The sequence below is a fragment of the Haloarcula sp. HT12 genome (assembly GCF_055271655.1).
The window spans coordinates 121,053-138,394 of the sequence record NZ_JBUXKW010000003.1 but is presented as its reverse complement, the minus strand read 5'-3'; the positions used below and the strand labels follow the sequence as shown (position 1 = coordinate 138,394).

17 protein-coding genes and 1 tRNA gene are annotated in these 17,342 nt (G+C 63.7%); 11 read left to right on the top strand and 7 right to left on the bottom strand.

The annotated features are described in order from the left end of the window. Positions 1 to 49: 49 nt before the first annotated feature. Positions 50 to 442, top strand: coding sequence for a secondary thiamine-phosphate synthase enzyme YjbQ (locus ACY9XZ_RS10405; RefSeq protein WP_463456974.1), 393 nt, complete (start codon positions 50 to 52; stop codon positions 440 to 442). A gap of 30 nt (positions 443 to 472) precedes the next feature. Here ACY9XZ_RS10405 and ACY9XZ_RS10400 read toward each other — a convergent pair whose 3' ends face one another. Next, positions 473 to 2,455, bottom strand: coding sequence for an AMP-dependent synthetase/ligase (locus ACY9XZ_RS10400; protein WP_463456973.1), 1,983 nt, complete (start codon positions 2,453 to 2,455; stop codon positions 473 to 475). 164 nt (positions 2,456 to 2,619) lie between these two features. Between ACY9XZ_RS10400 and ACY9XZ_RS10395 the strand changes: the two genes are divergently transcribed. Beyond that, positions 2,620 to 2,829: a hypothetical protein gene (locus tag ACY9XZ_RS10395; protein ID WP_463456972.1), complete on the top strand. Its 210-nt coding sequence runs from the start codon at positions 2,620 to 2,622 to the stop codon at positions 2,827 to 2,829. 108 nt (positions 2,830 to 2,937) lie between these two features. On the opposite strand, the gene ACY9XZ_RS10390 is transcribed toward ACY9XZ_RS10395, so the two are convergent. After that, on the bottom strand, positions 2,938 to 3,117 hold the full coding sequence (locus ACY9XZ_RS10390; protein ID WP_424329024.1) for a DUF7576 family protein: 180 nt from the start codon (positions 3,115 to 3,117) through the stop codon (positions 2,938 to 2,940). Between the two features lie 149 nt (positions 3,118 to 3,266). Further along, entirely contained in the window at positions 3,267 to 4,448 is a 1,182-nt protein-coding gene (gene glmU, locus ACY9XZ_RS10385) for a bifunctional sugar-1-phosphate nucleotidylyltransferase/acetyltransferase (RefSeq protein WP_463456971.1), read from the bottom strand. A 406-nt stretch (positions 4,449 to 4,854) separates the two neighbouring features. On the opposite strand from glmU, the gene ACY9XZ_RS10380 reads away from it, so the two are divergent. Beyond that, entirely contained in the window at positions 4,855 to 6,237 is a 1,383-nt protein-coding gene (locus ACY9XZ_RS10380) for an ATP-binding protein (RefSeq protein WP_463456970.1), read from the top strand. Positions 6,238 to 6,419: 182 nt separating this feature from the next. On the opposite strand, the gene ACY9XZ_RS10375 is transcribed toward ACY9XZ_RS10380, so the two are convergent. Then, positions 6,420 to 6,494: transfer RNA gene (locus tag ACY9XZ_RS10375), tRNA-Glu, on the bottom strand. A gap of 139 nt (positions 6,495 to 6,633) precedes the next feature. Here ACY9XZ_RS10375 and ACY9XZ_RS10370 point away from each other — a divergent pair. After that, the gene (locus tag ACY9XZ_RS10370) at positions 6,634 to 7,305 is read left to right on the top strand and encodes a DUF502 domain-containing protein (RefSeq protein ID WP_463456969.1); all 672 of its coding nucleotides are present in this window, start codon (positions 6,634 to 6,636) and stop codon (positions 7,303 to 7,305) included. A 33-nt stretch (positions 7,306 to 7,338) separates the two neighbouring features. Here the strand turns inward: ACY9XZ_RS10370 and ACY9XZ_RS10365 are convergent, their stop codons facing one another. Beyond that, positions 7,339 to 9,303: a 3-hydroxyacyl-CoA dehydrogenase/enoyl-CoA hydratase family protein gene (locus ACY9XZ_RS10365; protein ID WP_463456968.1), complete on the bottom strand. Its 1,965-nt coding sequence runs from the start codon at positions 9,301 to 9,303 to the stop codon at positions 7,339 to 7,341. 113 nt (positions 9,304 to 9,416) lie between these two features. On the opposite strand from ACY9XZ_RS10365, the gene ACY9XZ_RS10360 reads away from it, so the two are divergent. The 3 genes from ACY9XZ_RS10360 to ACY9XZ_RS10350 all read left to right on the top strand — a co-directional run bounded on the left by ACY9XZ_RS10360 (position 9,417) and on the right by ACY9XZ_RS10350 (position 12,020). Continuing rightward, the gene (locus ACY9XZ_RS10360; protein ID WP_463456967.1) at positions 9,417 to 10,574 is read left to right on the top strand and encodes an acyl-CoA dehydrogenase family protein; all 1,158 of its coding nucleotides are present in this window, start codon (positions 9,417 to 9,419) and stop codon (positions 10,572 to 10,574) included. A 222-nt stretch (positions 10,575 to 10,796) separates the two neighbouring features. Next, positions 10,797 to 11,354 carry a serine O-acetyltransferase gene (gene cysE / locus ACY9XZ_RS10355; protein WP_463456966.1) on the top strand — a complete coding sequence of 186 codons (558 nt, stop codon included), beginning with the start codon at positions 10,797 to 10,799 and terminating at the stop codon, positions 11,352 to 11,354. A 54-nt stretch (positions 11,355 to 11,408) separates the two neighbouring features. Next, the gene (locus tag ACY9XZ_RS10350; protein WP_463456965.1) at positions 11,409 to 12,020 is read left to right on the top strand and encodes a DNA-3-methyladenine glycosylase family protein; all 612 of its coding nucleotides are present in this window, start codon (positions 11,409 to 11,411) and stop codon (positions 12,018 to 12,020) included. Positions 12,021 to 12,050: 30 nt separating this feature from the next. On the opposite strand, the gene ACY9XZ_RS10345 is transcribed toward ACY9XZ_RS10350, so the two are convergent. Beyond that, the gene (locus ACY9XZ_RS10345; RefSeq protein ID WP_463456964.1) at positions 12,051 to 13,403 is read right to left on the bottom strand and encodes a RimK family alpha-L-glutamate ligase; all 1,353 of its coding nucleotides are present in this window, start codon (positions 13,401 to 13,403) and stop codon (positions 12,051 to 12,053) included. A gap of 87 nt (positions 13,404 to 13,490) precedes the next feature. Between ACY9XZ_RS10345 and ACY9XZ_RS10340 the strand changes: the two genes are divergently transcribed. The 4 genes from ACY9XZ_RS10340 to ACY9XZ_RS10325 all read left to right on the top strand — a co-directional run bounded on the left by ACY9XZ_RS10340 (position 13,491) and on the right by ACY9XZ_RS10325 (position 16,288). Then, a complete protein-coding gene (locus tag ACY9XZ_RS10340; protein WP_463456963.1) occupies positions 13,491 to 14,513 on the top strand; it encodes a succinylglutamate desuccinylase/aspartoacylase family protein in 1,023 nt (340 codons plus the stop codon). Between the two features lie 99 nt (positions 14,514 to 14,612). After that, positions 14,613 to 15,032 carry a succinate dehydrogenase, cytochrome b556 subunit gene (gene sdhC / locus ACY9XZ_RS10335; protein WP_137684945.1) on the top strand — a complete coding sequence of 140 codons (420 nt, stop codon included), beginning with the start codon at positions 14,613 to 14,615 and terminating at the stop codon, positions 15,030 to 15,032. Then, the gene (locus tag ACY9XZ_RS10330) at positions 15,032 to 15,397 is read left to right on the top strand and encodes a succinate dehydrogenase hydrophobic membrane anchor subunit (RefSeq protein ID WP_463456962.1); all 366 of its coding nucleotides are present in this window, start codon (positions 15,032 to 15,034) and stop codon (positions 15,395 to 15,397) included. The genes sdhC and ACY9XZ_RS10330 overlap by 1 nt, the downstream gene beginning before the upstream one ends. 3 nt (positions 15,398 to 15,400) lie before the next feature. After that, a complete protein-coding gene (locus ACY9XZ_RS10325) occupies positions 15,401 to 16,288 on the top strand; it encodes a succinate dehydrogenase/fumarate reductase iron-sulfur subunit (RefSeq protein ID WP_463456961.1) in 888 nt (295 codons plus the stop codon). An 88-nt stretch (positions 16,289 to 16,376) separates the two neighbouring features. Here ACY9XZ_RS10325 and ACY9XZ_RS10320 read toward each other — a convergent pair whose 3' ends face one another. Then, complete coding sequence (locus ACY9XZ_RS10320; protein ID WP_463456960.1) at positions 16,377 to 17,297, bottom strand: 2-dehydropantoate 2-reductase; 921 nt, start codon at positions 17,295 to 17,297, stop codon at positions 16,377 to 16,379. Positions 17,298 to 17,342 lie beyond the last annotated feature (45 nt).

Genomic DNA, 17,342 nt, shown 5'->3' with positions numbered 1-17,342 from the left:
CGCTGAGTGTAGCGGTACGCTTGAGTCCCGCCCGCTCGTGGGCGCAAATATGCCAACGAATCGGTTCACTGTCGCGACTGACGACCGGCTCTCGGTAGTCGATATCACCGAGCGGGTCCGGGACGTGATTCCCGACGACGCCGAGGGAACCTGTACAGTGTTCGTCCGTCACACCACCGCGGGCATCACGGTCAACGAGGCCGAGCCGCGACTGCTCGGCGACCTCGGGGACGCCCTCGGAGACCTTATCGCGGACAGCGGGTGGGACCACGACGAACTGGACGGCAACGCGGACTCGCACGTCCGGGCGATGCTCGTCGGGCCCAGCGAGACGGTCCCCGTCCGCGACGGGGACCTCGATGTCGGGACGTGGCAGTCCGTGCTGCTCGTCGATTGTGACGGGCCCCGCGAGCGGGCCGTGGACGTGGTCATCACCGACTGAGGCGGCGACAGCAGTACTGGCGACTACCAGTCAGACTGCCTCGACGTGCTGCTCGCCGTATATCTCTGCGAGTTTCTCGCGGTACGCGCTGCGGATGTTGCGGCGCTTCTTCTTCATCGACGGGGTGAGCAAGTCGTTCTCGGCGGTCCACTCCCGGGAGACGAGCGCGAACGACTTGATCCGCTCGACGCGTTCGAGGTCCTCGTTGACCGCGTCGACGGCAGTCCCGACCCACCCGTGGACGCGTTCGTCCTCGACCAGTTCCTCGGGGTCGTCGGGGAGGGTGACGCCCTCGCGGTCGGCCCAGCGACGGAGTTCCTCGAAGTTCGGGACGAGTATCGCGCCGACGAACTTCTGGTCGTCGCCGACGATCATGACCTGGTCGACCCGGTCGCTCGTCGCGAACTGGTCTTCGATGGGCTGGGGCGCGACGTTTTTCCCCGTCGAGAGGACGATGAGTTCCTTGAGGCGGTCGTGGTAGACCAGAAAATCGTCGTCAGTCCGCTCGACGATATCGCCGGTGCGGAACCACTGGGTGCCGTCGATTTCGGTGAAGGCCCGCGCAGTCCCGTCGGGGTCGTTCCAGTACCCCTCGGTGACGTTCGGCCCGTCGACGAGCAGTTCGCCGACCGCGCCGGTCACGTCGTCGAACTCGCTGGCGTCGACGACATCGGTATCGAGGTGCACATCGACGTCAGGCAGCGGGGCTCCCAGCGTTCCGGGGCGGATGTCCTCCGGCGGATTCACAGTCAGGACCGGCGACGTTTCCGTGAGGCCGTATCCTTCGAGTATCGTCAGTCCCATCCCGAGGAACGTCTCACAGAGGGTTTGCGAGAGGCTCCCCCCGCCGCTGACCATGAACTCGATGTTGCCACCGAGCCGTTCTTTGACAGTGCTGTAGACGAGGCGGTCCGCGAGCGAGTGTTTGACACGGAGTATCGGTCCCGGGTCGTCGGTCCGGGCGTAGTCGCGGGCCACGTCCAGCGACCAGTCGAAGATCCGTTTTTTCACCGGCGATTCGCCCGCCTGCGTTCGCATGGTATCGAAGATGCGTTCGTACACCCGGGGGACGCTCGCGCCGGTGGTCGGTTGGACTATCTGGAGGTCCTCGGCCAGCGTGTCCGGACCTTCGGCGTAACCGACGGCAGCACCGGAGGCGTACATCAGGAAATGCCCAGCGAGGCGCTCGAATACGTGTGCCAGCGGGAGAAAGGCTATCGAGCGGGTGTCCGCAGCAATCGTCGTCAGGTCGGATGGCTTGTCCGGGCGTGGCCCCATCCGCTTGCGCGTCTGGTTGACGTTCGCCCGGAAGTTGCGGTGGGTGAGTCGGACCCCTTTCGGTTGGCCCGTCGTCCCCGAAGTGTAGATGAGGCTCGCAAGATCTTCCGGGTCGCGTTCGTCCAGCCAGGACCGGTACGCCGTCTCGCTGAACGTTTCCTCGCCGCGCCGGTACACCGTTTTGAGCGTGTACACATCCTCGCGGTCTATGTCAGTGTCGTCCATGACGACGATGAACGACAGCGACAGATCGTCCTCGACAGCCAGAACGCGGTCGAGCATCTCGTCGTTCTCTACGACGACGGCACTCGCCTCTGGATCCGATAGCAGATACTGGACTTGCTTCGGCGAGGAGTCCGTGTACACGGTCGTCACCACCCCACCCGCGGACAGGAGCGCAAAGTCGCTCAGCGCCCACTCCATCCGCGTATCGGCCAGAATGCCGACGCGAGTGTCCGAGCCAACACCGAGGTCGCGAAACCCCGCGGCCAGCTGTTTGACCAGATGGTGCATCCGTTCGTAGCTGAGGTCGGCGTAGTCCCCGTCGGGAGCCGTCGGAATCACGTCGTCTGTCAGTGACCGGTCGTAGACGCCACCCTTGTACAGTTGGGCCGTCGTGTCGGCGTTCCGGGTCGCGCTCGCGGCGAACATCTCGCCCAGCGTGTCGTCGCCGATGACCTCGTCAGTGTACGCTTCCTCGGCCACACGCCAGTCAGAGTGGTCGGCCGTGGTCATGTCATACCGAAGTGTTCACCAGGCCGTCCCAAATATGTGCAGGATGTTAACACTCACTGAGTTTGTCAGAGTTGATTCCCACAAGGGTTTCGAGAGGTGAGACGATGGCGGCGCTGGAAAAGTGTCACACCAGCGTTTTGTTTTGTCCACGACATAGCTGGACTATGGTCATCTCGACAGACCCCGCCTGGGGTGACGCTGTCGACCAGTTCGTCCAAGCGTACGAGAACGCCATCGTGTACGCCGACATCGACCAGGAGATAGTCCTGCACGAGGGTGCGGTTCGTGTGCTCGCAAACGGCTGGGTCGAGCTTCCAACAGGGCGACTCCTCTCCCCAGACGCAGTCAATCACATCGATACGCAGACCGGCTAGGAGAGGTTCGGTGTGTGTTCGGTGGCGAAGCGATCGGGCCGAAGCCTACGGCGCGAGGGAAGTAGTCAGCAGGCGATCGCCGTCCAGAAGTCAGTCAGAACAGACCTGTTACTGCCACTCTATCCGGCAGTCTTCGTTGCAAAAGTGGGCTGTTTCGACGCTGCCGTCCTCTATCCATGTTATGACGCGGTGTGTCACTTCGTTGGCGATAGCGTCACCGCAGGTCGCACACTCCGGTGCCTCGTCCTCGTCGATATCCTCGTGGTGATCTGATGTCGGGTCGACCATCTTAGTTGAGAGTGGCTTTCACGGCACTTAATCCCACATACTTGCAGCGTACGTCACGATCCTACACGAATGTCGAATCTGTAACAGAAGGGAAGCTATCCGGACGGAAGCCGAACAGAAGTGAGACCGGCATACGCAGGAACGTCCCGCTACCGGTCCCGCGTAACGGACTCGCCAGGGGTTGTCGTCGCCCCGGAAGAGAGGACGACGCCGGCGTTCAGGCTCGTGTTGATGGCCGTCTTCGCGCCGTCGCCGGCGACGACGCCGAACTTCCGACGGCCCGTCGAGACGCGGTCGCCTTTCACCGTCATTCGGACCGGGTCGCCGTCGTGGCGCAGGTTCGCCACCTGCGTTCCCGCGCCGAAGTTGACCTCGCGCCCGATGACGCTGTCACCGACATAGGAGACGTGGGGGACGTTCGAATCGGCCATCAGCACCGTGTTCTTGAGTTCGACGCCGTGGCCGACGTGGGTACCCTCGCCCAGCAGGGTCGCCCCGCGGACGTAGGCGTTCGGACCGACGTGTGCGCCCGAGCGGACCAGCGCCGGCCCCTCGATGACGACGCCGGGTTCGACGACCGCGCCCTCCTCAACGACGACTTCGCCACGCAGGTCGGCGTCACCGCGCACCTCGCCGTCGAGTCGCCGATCCAGTTGTCCGAGTTTCCACTCGTTGGCTTCCAGCAGTTCCCAGGGACGGCCCACGTCGAGCCAGCGGTCGACCTCGACGGCGGTGACCGTCGACTCCTCGATGACCTTGGCAAGCACGTCCGTGATCTCTCGCTCGCCGCGGTCGCTGAGCGGGACATCGAGCCAGTCCCGCGCTTCTGCCGGGAAGACGTACGCCCCGGCGTTGGCGAGGTCCGTCGGCGGGTCGTCTGGCTTCTCGACGATGCCGGTGACGGCATCGCCATCCGACGACAGCACGCCGTAGCTCGTCGGGTCGTCCACCTGGTAGGCGGCGACCGACGGTGCGGCGTCGAAGAGCCCGCTGAGGCTCTCGGCGTCGTAGAGGTTGTCACCGTTGAGGACCGCGAAGGGGCCGTCGAGGTGCTCCTTGGCAGCGGCCACCGCGTCGGCGGTCCCCAGTTGCTCTTCCTGCACGGCGAAGCTGACCGGGACGCCGTTGTACTCGTCGCCGAAGTACGACCGGACCGCCTCGGCCTCGTAACCGACGACGAAGACGAGTTCGTCGGCCCCCGCCTGGATAGCGGTGTCCGCGGTGTGGGCCACCAGCGGCCGGTCCGCGACCGGGAGCATCGGCTTCGGCGTGTGGTCTGTCAGCGGCCGCATCCGTGTCCCCTGCCCCGCCGCGAGTACGACTGCTTGCATGGTGGGGCCGTCGCCCGGCCGCGAAAAATACCTACCGCTGTTGTCTCGTGGGGATGCTACTACGGCTCTCGGCGTCACTCACGGGTTTGTTCGCGACGAGTGTGCTCGGTCGGGGATTTGAACCTGGTCCTCGGCTCGAAAGGCCTCCGATTCTCGCGGAGCGACTCTTCGTTGCGAGGGCACCCAAATCCGCTCAATTGCGTTTTTTGGCCGCTATTAACAGTCAATATGCAGGGCTAGTACTCAGACCACCGAGATTATTGTTCACCAGCCAAGTTCGATTCGGAGGATTCTGTGGTTTCGATTCCCGCAAGTCGGGACGGGTTCGAGCTAAAGAAATTATAATTTCGGAAATCTCGATTTCCAAAATCGGGAGTTCTATTATCGTGGGTGTGGTACTGCTGGTATGGCACAGTTCGTTGATCGGGATATTGAACTCGATCAACTCACAGACTGTTACGAGTCTGCGACGGCGGACTTCGTCGTGATATATGGCCGTCGCCGTCTCGGGAAGAGCGAACTCGTCCGCCAGTCCATCGCTGATCGTGACGACGCCGTGTATTACCAGGCAGTTGAGTCCACGGCACCGAACCAACTCGAACAGTTTGTCGACACTGCAACTGCGCAGTTCCCGTCGCTGCGAAACGTCCGCCGGGATTGGGAAGCGCTTCTGGAAACACTCGGCGAGGAAGACGCCGTTGTTGTCATCGACGAGTTCCCGTTCCTCATCGAGGAGGACGAATCGCTGCCGTCACGGCTACAACGCGTTTGGGACATGAAGCTACAGGAGACGGGGATGACGCTCGTGCTCGTCGGTTCCTCGATTAGCGTTATGGAGGACAAAGTGCTCTCAGGGAGCGCACCGCTGTACGGTCGCCGGACAACAACAATTGATCTCAAGCCCCTCGGTTTAGCCGATGCGCGGGAGTTCTTCCCGGACTACGACCCGGAGACCGCAGTCACCGCCTGGTCGATCTACGGCGGGACTCCGTACTACCTCCAGACTATCGAACCCGACCAGCCGTTGGGAACGAACGTCCAGCAGACGGTTCTCTCAGAGCGCGGGCTCCTGTACTCCGAACCCGAATTCCTTCTCCGTACCGAACTCCGGCAGCCGAACACGTACTTCAGTATTCTCCGCGCGCTTGCACATGGGCGTCCCACCCCGAACGAGATTGCGGGGATGGCCGGCGTGGATTCGGGGTCACTCAGCACGTACCTCCAGAAGCTTCGCAGACTCCGTCTCGTCGAACGCCACATCCCCGTCACGGAATCACCGACGGCTTCGAAGCGCGGCCGGTATCGTATCGCCGCGCCGCTGTTCCGGTTCTGGTTCCGTTTCGTCTACGGGAATCAGGACCAGCTTCGGATGCTCGGCGACGACGCGTACGGCGAACTCGTCGAACCAGAACTGGCCGATTACGTGAGTCCGCTGTTCGAACGGCTCTGTCAGCGAGTGCTCCCCGACCTCATCGACCGGCAGTTCCGGGAGGTCGGGCAGTGGTGGTTCAAAGAACACGAGTTAGATGTCCTTGGTCTCTCAGATGAGGGGCTTGTCACCGGCGAGTGTAAGTTCACCTCTCAGCCCGTAAGCGAGGGCGTGCTCTCTAATCTTGAACGAACAACGGAAGAAGTCCGGTGGTCAGAAGGGCCAGTGGATAGAGAGACACTGTACGTCTTGTTCAGCCGCTCCGGCTACACTGACGACCTCGAACACGTCGCTGACACGCGCGATGACGTGCTCCTCTTCGAACTGTCCGATCTGGTAACAACTAACAACACCTCGTGAACGCCACCCAATCTCCGCACAACGGTCACTCACGGAGTTGTTCGCGACGAGTGTCCTCGGTCAGGGATTTGAACCGAACTCAGACGGTCCAGCTCGCTCCCGTAGGTCCCTCGCTGGCTGCGACTGATAGGGTTCAAATCCACGCAAAACAGTCGCTCACGGGCTTGTTCGCGACAGTAATGTGCTCGGTCAGGGATTTGAACCCTGGTCCTCGGCTCGAAAGGCCAAGATGATTGGCCGGACTACACCAACCGAGCGTACTCTGGCGTTTCGGGTGCTGGGATTTAATCCCATCGAAATAGCCGCTATCTGAGGATGCGTACCACTCACAGAGTGATGCAGCCCCTCCTGACAGAAGCCAGCACACTTTACTCCGCTCACGGCCGGGCTGTGGATATGTCCCTCAATTCGTTCATCAAGAGCAATTTCCTCGCCGGACTCGTTCTCGTCGGCCCGCTCGTGGTCACTATCGCAATCATCCGTGTCCTCCTGGGTTGGATCGGCGGCTTTCTCGACCCGCTTATCACCGGGACGCGGCTGGCGACGCTGACCGCGGACAACGTCCTGCTCGCCCAGTTGCTGACGCTCTCGGTTCTGGTCGCGCTCATCACGGTGCTTGGCTATCTCGCCCAGCGAAGCGCCGGGAAGCATCTCTTCGGCAAGACCGGGCAACTGGTCACGTTCGTGCCCGTCGTCCGGACTATTTACGGGAGTATCCGGCAGATGACCAGCTCCGTGGTCAATCGGCAATCTGACTACGAATCCGTCGTGTACGTCGAGTACCCCCGCGAGGGCGTCTACCAGCTAGGGCTCAAAACGGGAACGAGTCCCGCGGATGTCTCCGAGGCGGCCGGCGAACGCGCATCGAGCGTGTTCATCCCGGGGAGCCCCAACCCCACCCAGGGAATGCTCGTGATGGTCCCCGAGAGCCAGACCTACGAGTCCGACCTTAGTGTGCGGGCGGCTATCCGCCTGTTGATGACGACCGGGATGGCCCAGTCCGAGGAGATCATTCGGCTCGATGACAACGAAATCGGTGGCGGAGCGACCGGCCAACAGGTAGAGTAGTCTGAGCGGTGAGGTTCTCGACGTTCTGCCCGCTTACTTCCCCTCGAAGTTCGGCTCCCCGTCGCCCATGAACGCGTTGATGCCCTCCATCACGTCGTCGGTCCCGATGAGGTGGCCGAAGGCCTGCGCCTCGACTTCGAGGCCGGCGTCGATGTCGTCGCGGCCGGCGAGCATCGCGCGCTTGGTCAGCTTCTGGGCGACCGGCGGGCCAGCAGCCATGTCTTTAGCCAGTTCGAGCGCCCGCTCGTGGAGCGAGTCGTTGTCGACGACCTCGTTGATGAAGCCGTACTCGGCCAGTTCCGCGGCGTCGTAGCGCTCGGCGGTGAAGATGATCTCTTTGGCGCGGCCCTCGCCGACGATGCGGGCGAGCCGTTGGGTGCCGCCCCAGCCCGGCAGGAGGCCGAGGTTGTGTTCGGGCTGGCCCAGTTCGGAGCGTTCCGAGGCCACGCGGAGGTCGGCACAGGTCGCCAGTTCCATCCCGCCGCCCAGCGCGTAGCCGTCGATGCCGGCGACGACCGGCATCGAGCACTCTTCGAGCTTGCCGAAGGTCTCCTGGCCCTTGCGGGAGAGGTCGATAGCGGACAGCGGTGTCGCGTTGGAGGCCATCGACTGCACGTCGGCTCCGGCGGAGAACGCCTTGTCGCCGGCCCCGGTCAGCAGGATAGCGCGCACCTCGTCGTCGTCTTCGAGCATATCGACGGCGTCGGCGAGGTCGTCCATCAGTTCGGGGCTGACGGTGTTCATCCGGTGGGGGCGGTCGAGTTCGATATGCCCGACCATGTCGCCGGGGTACTCGACGTTGATGTTGTCGAACTCGGCGTCACCCGCGTCCTCGCCGCCGTAGAAGCCGCCCGCCTCGGCGGCCTCGCGAAGCCCGTCGGAGACGGCGTATCGCTCCGCGGCGGTCTCCTCGTAGGTCGTTTCAAGCGTCTCGACGAGCGTCTCCAGGCCGGTCTTGTCGGCCATCTTCGCGGGGCCGTCAGGGAAGCCGCCGCCGAGCTTCACGGCCTGGTCGATATCGGCGACCGGAGCCACGTCGTTCTCGACGAGCTTGCCGACCTCGTTTGCCATCACGGCGACGAGGCGGTGTTCGATGTCCTCGCGGCCGGCGTCGGTCGGGATGTCGACGCCGCCGTTCTCGTAGTCGTAGAACCCCTTGCCGGACTTCTTCCCCAGTTCCTCGTTTTCGACCTTTTCTTCGAGCAGGGGACACGGGGCGTAGGGCTCGCCCAGCACTTCGTGCATGTACTCTAAGACGTGCAGACCCACGTCGTTGCCGACCTGGTCCGACAGCTCGAAGGAACCCATCGGCAGGCCCATGTCGAACTTCGTCGTCGAGTCGACCTCGGCGACGGTCGCCTCGTCGGTATGGACGAGCCAGGCGGCCTCGTTCATCAGCGGGACGAGGATGCGGTTGACGATGAACCCCGGCGAGTCCTTGCGCACACGGACCGGCGTTTTCTCGAAGTCCTCGGCGAGGGCCTCGATGGCCTCCAGCGTCTCGTCGCTGGAGTGGGCCCCGGAGATGACCTCGACCAGTTGCATCCGCACCGGCGGATTGAAGAAGTGCATCCCGCAGAACTGCTCGGGCCGTTCGGTGACCTCCGACAGCTCCGTGATGGAGAGGCTGGACGTGTTCGTGGCGAAGATGGCCTCCTCGGGCGCGTACTCTTCGACTTCCGTGTACACGTCCTTCTTGATCTCCATCTTCTCGGGGACCGCCTCGATGACCACGTCGACGTCGCTGACGGCTTCCTCGACGTCGACCAGCGGCGTCACGCGGTCCAGGGCCGCGTCGGCCTCCTCTTGGCTGAGCTGGTCCTTTTCGGCGAGTTTGTTCAGCGACCACTCGATGTTGTCGTAGCCGTCCTGAACGAACTCGTCTTTGATGTCCCGCATTCGCACGTCGTAGCCTGCGAGGGCGGCCACTTCGGTGATTCCATGGCCCATATTCCCGGCACCGAGCACGGCGATAGTGTCAATATCCTCGAAATCCATGACATATCGTTCCACTGCCGGCCGACGCTTCAACGTTTCTCTCAATAGCAAACCACTCTTCAGTTTATTTCGGATTACAAACCATTAATGCATTCCACGTCAACACACCACACATGGACTTCCAACTGACGGACGAGCAGCGACAGATACAGGACGAGATCGCTCGGTTCGCCGAAAACGAGATCAAGCCGGTCGCGACCGAGTACGATACGGAAGAGAAGTTCCCCCGCGAAATCGTCGAGCAGGCCGCGGAGATGGGACTGACAGGCGCGAACATCCCGCTTGAGTACGGCGGCGCGGGCTACGACACGCTGACGAACGCTATCATCGCCGAGGAGTTGTTCGCGGCCGACCCCGGTATCGGCCTGAGCATCCAATCGGCCGCGTTCGGTGCCGACGCTATCATCGGCTTCGGTTCGGAGGCCCAGAAGGAGGAGTACTTAGAGCCCGTGGCGACCGGCGACGCCATCATGGGCGCGGCCATCTCCGAGCCGGACACCGGGTCGGACGTGTCGTCGGTCTCGACACAGGCGCGAAAGGACGGCGACGAGTGGGTCATCAACGGCAACAAGATGTGGATCACGAACGGCTCCGTCGGCGACTACTTCGTCGTCCTCTGTGAGACCGACCCCGACGCGGAGGGCCGGTACAACGGCTTCTCCCAGATTCTCGTCGAGTCCGACCGCGACGGGTTCGAGGCCGAGAAGATCACCGGGAAACTCGGCATCCGCGCGTCGGATACGGCGGAGCTTCTCCTCGACGACGTGCGCGTCCCCGAGGAGAACCTCATCGGCACGCGCGGGGCCGGCTTCCTCCAGATCATGCAGTTCTTCGACGAGACCCGAACTGGCGTGGCCGCCCAGGGCGTCGGTATCGCTCGCGGAGCCGCCGAGCGAGCCCTGGAGTACGCCCAGGACCGCGAGCAGTTCGGCCAGTCCATCTCGGAGTTCCAGGCCATCCAGCACAAGCTCGCCGAGATGTTCACCGAGATCGAGGCGGCCCGCCAACTCACGTACAAATCGGCCTGGAGCGTGGACAATTCCGAAGACCAGCTCACCCAGCTTGCCTCGATGGCCAAGGAGAAAGCCTCCCGCGTCGCCGTCGAGACCGCCGACGAGGCCGTCCAGATTCACGGCGGCGCTGGCTACGTCAACGACTTCGACGTCGAGCGGTTCTACCGCGACGCCAAGATCACCCAGATCTACGAGGGGACGACCGAAATCCAGAAGAACATCATCGCCCGGGAACTGCTCGGGAAGGGCATGACCTGAGCAGGTCTCGGTGATCGAACCACTGCTTTTTAAGCTACCGAGCGACGTAGGTAGACCAACCATGGGCGACCGAGTCCCACGTCGCGCTACTCGCCCGCTTCTGACCGCAATCAGTTGCGGCTCTCCCCATCGCTGTTGTCGTCCCCAGTAACTCCCGTCCGGTGATTCGGACCGCGACCGACAGTCTCGTGCGCAGACGACACGCTCCCCTACAACACACCAATGTTCGACCGACTGAAAGCGGATATCCGTACAGCACTCGCGAAGGACCCGGCGGCGACGAGCGCCGCCGAAGTGGCGCTCACCTACCCGGGACTCCACGCCATCTGGGCCTATCGCATCGCCCACTGGCTCTGGGGCCACGACCGGAAACTGCTCGCCAGACTCGTCTCCCACGTCACCCGGTTCCTGACCGGCGTCGAGATCCACCCCGCCGCCGATATCGGCGAGCGCGTGTTCATCGATCACGGGATGGGCATCGTCGTCGGCGAGACAGCCGAGATCGGCGACGACGTGCTCCTGTACCACGGGGTGACGCTCGGCGGGACGTCAATGCGACGGGAGAAGCGCCACCCCACCGTCGAGGACGGCGCGACCATCGGCGCTGACGCCTCGATAATGGGGCCGATCACCGTTGGCGAAAACGCCTCCGTCGGCGCTGGCGCTGTCGTCGTCGACGACGTTGCGCCGGAGACGACGGTCGTCGGTAACCCAGCGAAACCCGTCGGCGCGGCCGGCGTCGCCTCGCCCAGCCCGGACCCCATCATTGCCGACGGCTAACTCCCTCAGCGGCGACGGACACGTTCTTCTCGGTCGAGTCACTACCAGGAAGCGATGAGCAACTCGCCACACGAGGCGTTGCGCGCAGACCCCGACATCGGGCCGCTGGTCGAGACTCACGGCGAACTCACGCTCGACCCGGCGTCGGACCTCTTCGAGCGGCTCGTGGTCTCGATTCTCCGCCAGCAGGTGTCGATGGCGTCGGCCGCCGCGACACGGGAGCGGCTGTTCGACGCCGTCACTGTGACGCCGGAGGGCATCAGCGCTGCTGACAACGACATCCTGCGGGACGCCGGGCTCTCGCGCCAGAAGACCCGCTACGTCAACGAGGTCGCCGACACGTTTCTGGAACACGACTACTCGCTGGAAACGTTCGAAGCTGCCACCGACGAGGAAATCCGGGCTGAGCTGACGGCCATCACCGGCGTCGGCGACTGGACGGCAAACATGCAACTCCTGTTCGCCTTCGGCCGCGAGGACGTGTTCCCGGTCGGCGACCTCGGCATCCGGAAGGGGTTCGAGGCCGTCGTCGGCGAGGGGTACAGCCGCGCGGAGATGCGCGAGTACGCCGAGCGCTGGTCACCGTATCGCAGTTACGCGAGCCTGTATCTGTGGCGGGCCAGCGAGGACATCGCCGAGAGCGTCGCGGAAGTGAGCGAAGACTGAACCGGTTCGGACGCTGGGACTGGCGCGCCGTTACTCCTCGCTCTGTTCCTCCTCCTCAGTGTCCACTTCTGACTCGTCGTCCGCGCGACGGTTCACATCGACCTGGTAATGTTTGAGGATATCCCGGCCCAGCAACAGCGGATAGTCCATGTGCCCGCGGTCTTCGACGCTGGCCGTGACGGTGTGCTGGGTCCCGCCGACGCCGACGACGAGGTCGACGACCGGGCGCGAGCGGCCGGATTTGACGCTCCCGGACTTGATCTTCACGATGTCGAGGATCGGCCCCGTGCCGATTTCCGCGGCGAGTTTGGCGTCGATGCTGGTCCGGGTCGCACCGGTGTCGGACTTCGCGAGGACGGACTTTGTTCCCTGCGTACCGGTGACGACGACCTCCTCGATGTAGCCGACGACGACGTTCTCCTGTGCTTTCGGCTGTGGCTTCTTCGGCGTACATGCGGGCTTGGAGTCGTCGAGCCGGTCTGAGAGCCGCTCGACGGTTGCCTCGTTGACGCTCCCGCCGGCCCGTTCGATTGCGAGTTTGGCTATGTAGGGAGCGGGGCTGACGCCGCTGGCCTTGAAGAGCCCGCGGAACCCGGCGGTGGGGTTCACTTCGAGCACGTAGTAGCCGTCGTCGCTCTGGACGATATCGACGCCGGCGTAGTCCAGCCCGATGGCCTCGACCGAATCGAGCGCGATCTCCCTGACCCGCTCGGGGAGCTCCCCCGTCATGTCCTCGACCTCGCCGCCGAGCGCGACGTTCGTTCGCCACTCGCCTTCGGGCGCGTAGCGGTTCATCGCGCCGACGATCTGATCGCCGACGACGTACACCCGGAGGTCGTGGTGGCGCTGCTCGTCGTGTTCCATGTACTCCTGTAAGAACGCGTAGCGGCCGCCAACCTGGGCGTTGACCTGGTTCTCCAGGTCGACCATCCACGTCCCGCCGCCGTGGGTCCCGATAGCCGTCTTGTACACCGCGCGATCACCGAAGCGGTCCCGTTCCTCGTTCAGTAGGTCGCTCGACAGGGCGAGCAACGCGTCCGGGACTGGGACGCCGGCGTCGGCCAGTGCGGCGGCGCTTGCGAACTTGTGTAGGGCTGTCGTCGCGGCCATCGGCTCGTTCAGCATCGGTGCGAGCCGACTGATAGTCATCCCGAGCCCGATCCCCTCCGCGGGGTGTTCGTTACTGGAGAGCAGTAGACGGTTCGCGACCACGTCGACGTCGGGTTCGAGTGTCATCTCACCGTCAGTAACGCCGATTGCGGTGTTTTCGTTGCGGAGCCACTCCGTGTCGTAGCCCATCTCGTCGACGGCATTCAGGATGGCCTTCGACTCCTTGCTAGAGTGGAGGCTGAGAACGCCGACGGTGATATCCTGGTCACTCATGCTGTCGCCTTCTGTCGGCGGTAACAAAGGTGTAAGGATACTCACCCGTCCCGGAGGGGTTTTAGCTGCCGCATCTCTTGTGAGGGCATGGAAGAGGCCAGGGCGTTCACCTTCGACGGCGGCCGCGTCGAGCCGGGTGAAACCCGCAACGTCCGCTACACGGTCAGCGAGACGTATCTGGGCGACGCCGTCAGAATGCCGGTTACCATCGTCAACGGAGAGCGCCCGGGACCGACAGTGTTTCTCACTGCGGCAGCCCACGGCGACGAACTCAACGGCATCGAGGTCGTTCGGGAGGTCGCCCACGAGTGGGACCACGAGGGGCTGGCGGGGACGCTGGTCTGTCTGCCGGTGCTGAACGTCCCGGCGTTTCTGGCACAGGAGCGATACCTGCCGATTTACGACCGGGACCTGAACCGCTCGTTCCCCGGCGACCCCGACTCGACCAGCGCGAAGCGGATGGCCCACGAGATATTCCGGAACTTCCTGGCCCCGTGTGATGTGGGCCTGGATTTCCACACGTCCACGCGCGGGCGGACCAATATGCTCCACGTCCGGGCGGACATGGATGACTCCGAGGTCGCGCGGGTCGCAAACGCCTTCGCCTCGAACGTCATCATCTCCTCACAGGGCCCGTCGGGGTCGCTCCGGCGCGAACTGAGCGATGCGGGCGTCCCGACGATAACGATAGAGATGGGCGAGGCCCACCGGTTCCAGCGCCCGCTCATCGACTCGGCGCTTGATAGTGTTCGGTCGGTGCTGGCGGAGTTCGGCCTGCGGGACTCCGACACCGTCCGGTGGCCGGGCTGGCGAACGGTCATCGACGACGACGGCGAAAAAACGTGGATCCGTGCGGACTCGGGCGGCCTGGTGGATATGCACTATCACCGCGGCGATCTGGTGTACGAGGACGACGTGATCTGTACGATCACGAACCCGTTCAAGACGGAGAACACGCTGATGCGTGCGCCGTTTACCGGCCTCTTGGTCGGCGTCCTCGAGAACCCACTGGTGTACCCCGGCAATCCGCTGTGTCACCTGGTCCGACTCGACGACCGGACACAGCGAGCAATCGAGTGGAACCGTCGGATCGAAGACGACGATTGGTGACGACGGAGTAGTCAATTGACGAACGTCTTCGGCCGGGATTCCGGCGATAGCCGTCCGCTCTAGAAACTACTATCTGTCCCCGGACTAACCCCCCTGTGTATGAGTCAGTCTTACAATCGCGGCACCGTCGAGGATTTCGGACGGTGGCGGGAGTTCTCGGCCGGGATGTGGGCCTGGATATTCCACAAGTTCACCGGCTGGGTGCTCGTGGGCTACCTGTTCACCCACATTGCCGTGCTGAGCACTTCGGTCGGCGTCGACCCGGCGAGCGCACAGGCAGGCAGCGACCTCTACACCAGCACGATTAGCGGCCTCGAATCGCTACTGATCGTCCGGTTCCTCGAAGTCGGGCTGCTAGCCGTCGCCGTCTTCCACATCCTCAACGGCATCCGATTGCTGATGGTTGATCTGGGAGTGGGCCTGGAATCGCAGGACAAGAGCTTCTACGCGTCGCTGCTGCTGACCGGCGCTATCGTCGTCGCCAGCGTGCCGACGTTCCTCGGAGGGAAGCTAGCCTGATGGCACAGCACTACTCCTCCTTTGACCGTGGCGGGCGTCGCTGGCTGTTCCAGCGGCTGACGGCGGTGTTCCTCATCGGCGTCCTCGCCTTCCACTTCATGCTGTTGCACTTCGTGAACCACGCCGCTGACCTCACGTTCCTGGGCACGCAGGCCCGGATGAGCCAGGTCAGCTACTTCGCGACGATGTGGCTGTTCCTCGTCACGGCGACGTTCCACGGCGTCAACGGCGTGTACAACGCGCTGGTCAACCAGGGACTCACGGGCACCCGGAAGAACGCAGTCAAATACATGCTCGGCGTCGCCGGCCTCCTGCTCGTCGTGCAGGGGACCCGCGTGGCGATTGCCATGACGAACCTCGTCTGAACTATGAGTACGCAAATCGAACAACAGGAAACCGAGACCGAAGCCGACGAAGAGACAGAGCCCGAGGTCCAGTCCCCGGGCGACCGTCGGCGCGCACAGCGAGACGAACGACAGGCACAGGAGCAGGCCCAGCGGGAAGTCGAGGAGGAGACTCTCGACGACGAAGACACGATCACGCTGAAAGTGTTCCGCTACGACCCCGAAGTCGAGGGGAAGCGGGAACCACGCTTCGACGATTTCCGCGTCCCGTTCCACAAGGGGATGACCATCCTCGACGCGCTCATCTACGCGCGGGACCACTACGACTCCTCGCTGACCTTCCGTCACTCCTGCCGGCAGGCCGTCTGTGGATCGGACGCGCTGTTCGTCAACGGCCGGCAGCGCCTCGGCTGTAAGACGCAGATATCCGACCTTGACGACCCCATCCGTATCGAGCCGCTGCCCCACCAGGAAGTGGTGAAAGACCTCGTCGTCGACATGGAGCACTTCTACGACCAGATGGAGGCCGTCGAGCCGTACTTCGACGCCGACGAACTCCCCGAGGACGAACTCGAAGAGCAGCGCCAGACCCGGGAGAACCGCGAGAAGGTCAAGATGTCCACGCGGTGTATCTGGTGTGGCGCGTGCATGTCCTCGTGTAACATCGCCGCCGGCGACAACGAGTATCTCGGCCCCGCCGCCATCAACAAGGCCTACCGGTTCGCGATGGACGAGCGCGAGGGCGAGAACCGCAAGCAGGAACGGCTTCGAATCATCGAACAGGAACACGGCGTCTGGCGCTGCCAGACCCAGTTCTCCTGTACCGAAGTGTGTCCGAAGGACATCCCGCTAACCGAGCATATCCAGGAGCTCAAGCGGGAAGCGGTCAAGAACAACCTGAAGTTCTGGTAATTCGCGGCTTGACTGGCGTGTTTTCTGCCGCGCAGCTGAGAGAGGTCGTTGTAGTGCCATCATCCGGACGAGCGGCCCGCTCGCCTGGTCAGTCGTCCCCGGTGGCCCACGGCGACAGAACCGCGGTCACGGCCTCGTTCATCGGGACTTCGACGCCAACGGCGTCGGCGTGGCGGACCACCGAGCCGTTGAGTGCGTCGAGTTCCATCGGCTTGTCGTGGGTCAGGTCGTAGTGGAGCGAGGAGTACATCTCCGGGTCCAGCTCCGCGGCGAAGTCGAGCCACTCCGAGACGATGTCGTCGGGCAGGTCGACGCCCTCGGCCCGGGCGACGGCACACACCTCCTCGATGAGTCGGCGGTACATTTCCCAGGACGCCTCGTTCGCCCGGATGTCGCCGAGGGGTCGCCTGGTCGTCGCCGTCATCCCCGCCTGGGCGCAGATGAAGGCGAACTTCCGCCAGAGTTCGACGCGGATGTCGTCGGCGAGCACTGCATCAATGCCCTCGCACGCGGAAAGCGCATCGTCCAGCGCACGGATGCGGTCGGTCCGCTCGCTGTCGAGTTCGCCGTAGACGAACCGGGCCGGTCCGCCGGTGTGTTCGACGACGCCGGGCTCCTTGATCGTCGAGAAGATGTATGCGACGCCGCCGACGACGTGTGACTCGTCTATCGTCTCCGCCAGCCACGCCTCGTTGTCGACGCCGTTCTGGAAGGAGACGACGGTGGTGCCCTCGCGCAGCAGCGGGGCCATCTCCGCGGCGGCCGCGCGCGTGTCGTTCGACTTCACGCAGAGTAGAACGGCGTCGCAGGGGCCGACATCGGCCGGATCGTCGGTCGCGGGGAGGTCGACCGCAGTGTCGCCGTGGATGCTTTCGACCCGGAGCCCGTCGGACTGTAACGCCGTCAGGTGCTCGCCTCTGGCGATGAGGTGGACCTCGTGGCCAGCGTCGGCGAGTCGCGCGCCGAGATAGCCGCCGATACCGCCAGCACCGAAGATACAGAGTTTCATGTTCCGTGTAGCTACAGCGAACCGGGTGAAATGGGTTTTGGGGGA

Excerpts from the sequence above, each read along its gene's own strand:
- ACY9XZ_RS10405 (WP_463456974.1), top strand. The coding sequence starts at position 50 with ATGCCAACGAATCGGTTCACTGTCGCGACTGACGACCGGCTCTCGGTA.
- ACY9XZ_RS10400 (WP_463456973.1), bottom strand. The coding sequence starts at position 2,455 with ATGACCACGGCCGACCACTCTGACTGGCGTGTGGCCGAGGAAGCGTAC.
- ACY9XZ_RS10395 (WP_463456972.1), top strand. The coding sequence starts at position 2,620 with ATGGTCATCTCGACAGACCCCGCCTGGGGTGACGCTGTCGACCAGTTC.
- ACY9XZ_RS10390 (WP_424329024.1), bottom strand. The coding sequence starts at position 3,117 with ATGGTCGACCCGACATCAGATCACCACGAGGATATCGACGAGGACGAG.
- glmU (WP_463456971.1), bottom strand. The coding sequence starts at position 4,448 with ATGCAAGCAGTCGTACTCGCGGCGGGGCAGGGGACACGGATGCGGCCG.
- ACY9XZ_RS10380 (WP_463456970.1), top strand. The coding sequence starts at position 4,855 with ATGGCACAGTTCGTTGATCGGGATATTGAACTCGATCAACTCACAGAC.
- ACY9XZ_RS10370 (WP_463456969.1), top strand. The coding sequence starts at position 6,634 with ATGTCCCTCAATTCGTTCATCAAGAGCAATTTCCTCGCCGGACTCGTT.
- ACY9XZ_RS10365 (WP_463456968.1), bottom strand. The coding sequence starts at position 9,303 with ATGGATTTCGAGGATATTGACACTATCGCCGTGCTCGGTGCCGGGAAT.
- ACY9XZ_RS10360 (WP_463456967.1), top strand. The coding sequence starts at position 9,417 with ATGGACTTCCAACTGACGGACGAGCAGCGACAGATACAGGACGAGATC.
- cysE (WP_463456966.1), top strand. The coding sequence starts at position 10,797 with ATGTTCGACCGACTGAAAGCGGATATCCGTACAGCACTCGCGAAGGAC.
- ACY9XZ_RS10350 (WP_463456965.1), top strand. The coding sequence starts at position 11,409 with ATGAGCAACTCGCCACACGAGGCGTTGCGCGCAGACCCCGACATCGGG.
- ACY9XZ_RS10345 (WP_463456964.1), bottom strand. The coding sequence starts at position 13,403 with ATGAGTGACCAGGATATCACCGTCGGCGTTCTCAGCCTCCACTCTAGC.
- ACY9XZ_RS10340 (WP_463456963.1), top strand. The coding sequence starts at position 13,491 with ATGGAAGAGGCCAGGGCGTTCACCTTCGACGGCGGCCGCGTCGAGCCG.
- sdhC (WP_137684945.1), top strand. The coding sequence starts at position 14,613 with ATGAGTCAGTCTTACAATCGCGGCACCGTCGAGGATTTCGGACGGTGG.
- ACY9XZ_RS10330 (WP_463456962.1), top strand. The coding sequence starts at position 15,032 with ATGGCACAGCACTACTCCTCCTTTGACCGTGGCGGGCGTCGCTGGCTG.
- ACY9XZ_RS10325 (WP_463456961.1), top strand. The coding sequence starts at position 15,401 with ATGAGTACGCAAATCGAACAACAGGAAACCGAGACCGAAGCCGACGAA.
- ACY9XZ_RS10320 (WP_463456960.1), bottom strand. The coding sequence starts at position 17,297 with ATGAAACTCTGTATCTTCGGTGCTGGCGGTATCGGCGGCTATCTCGGC.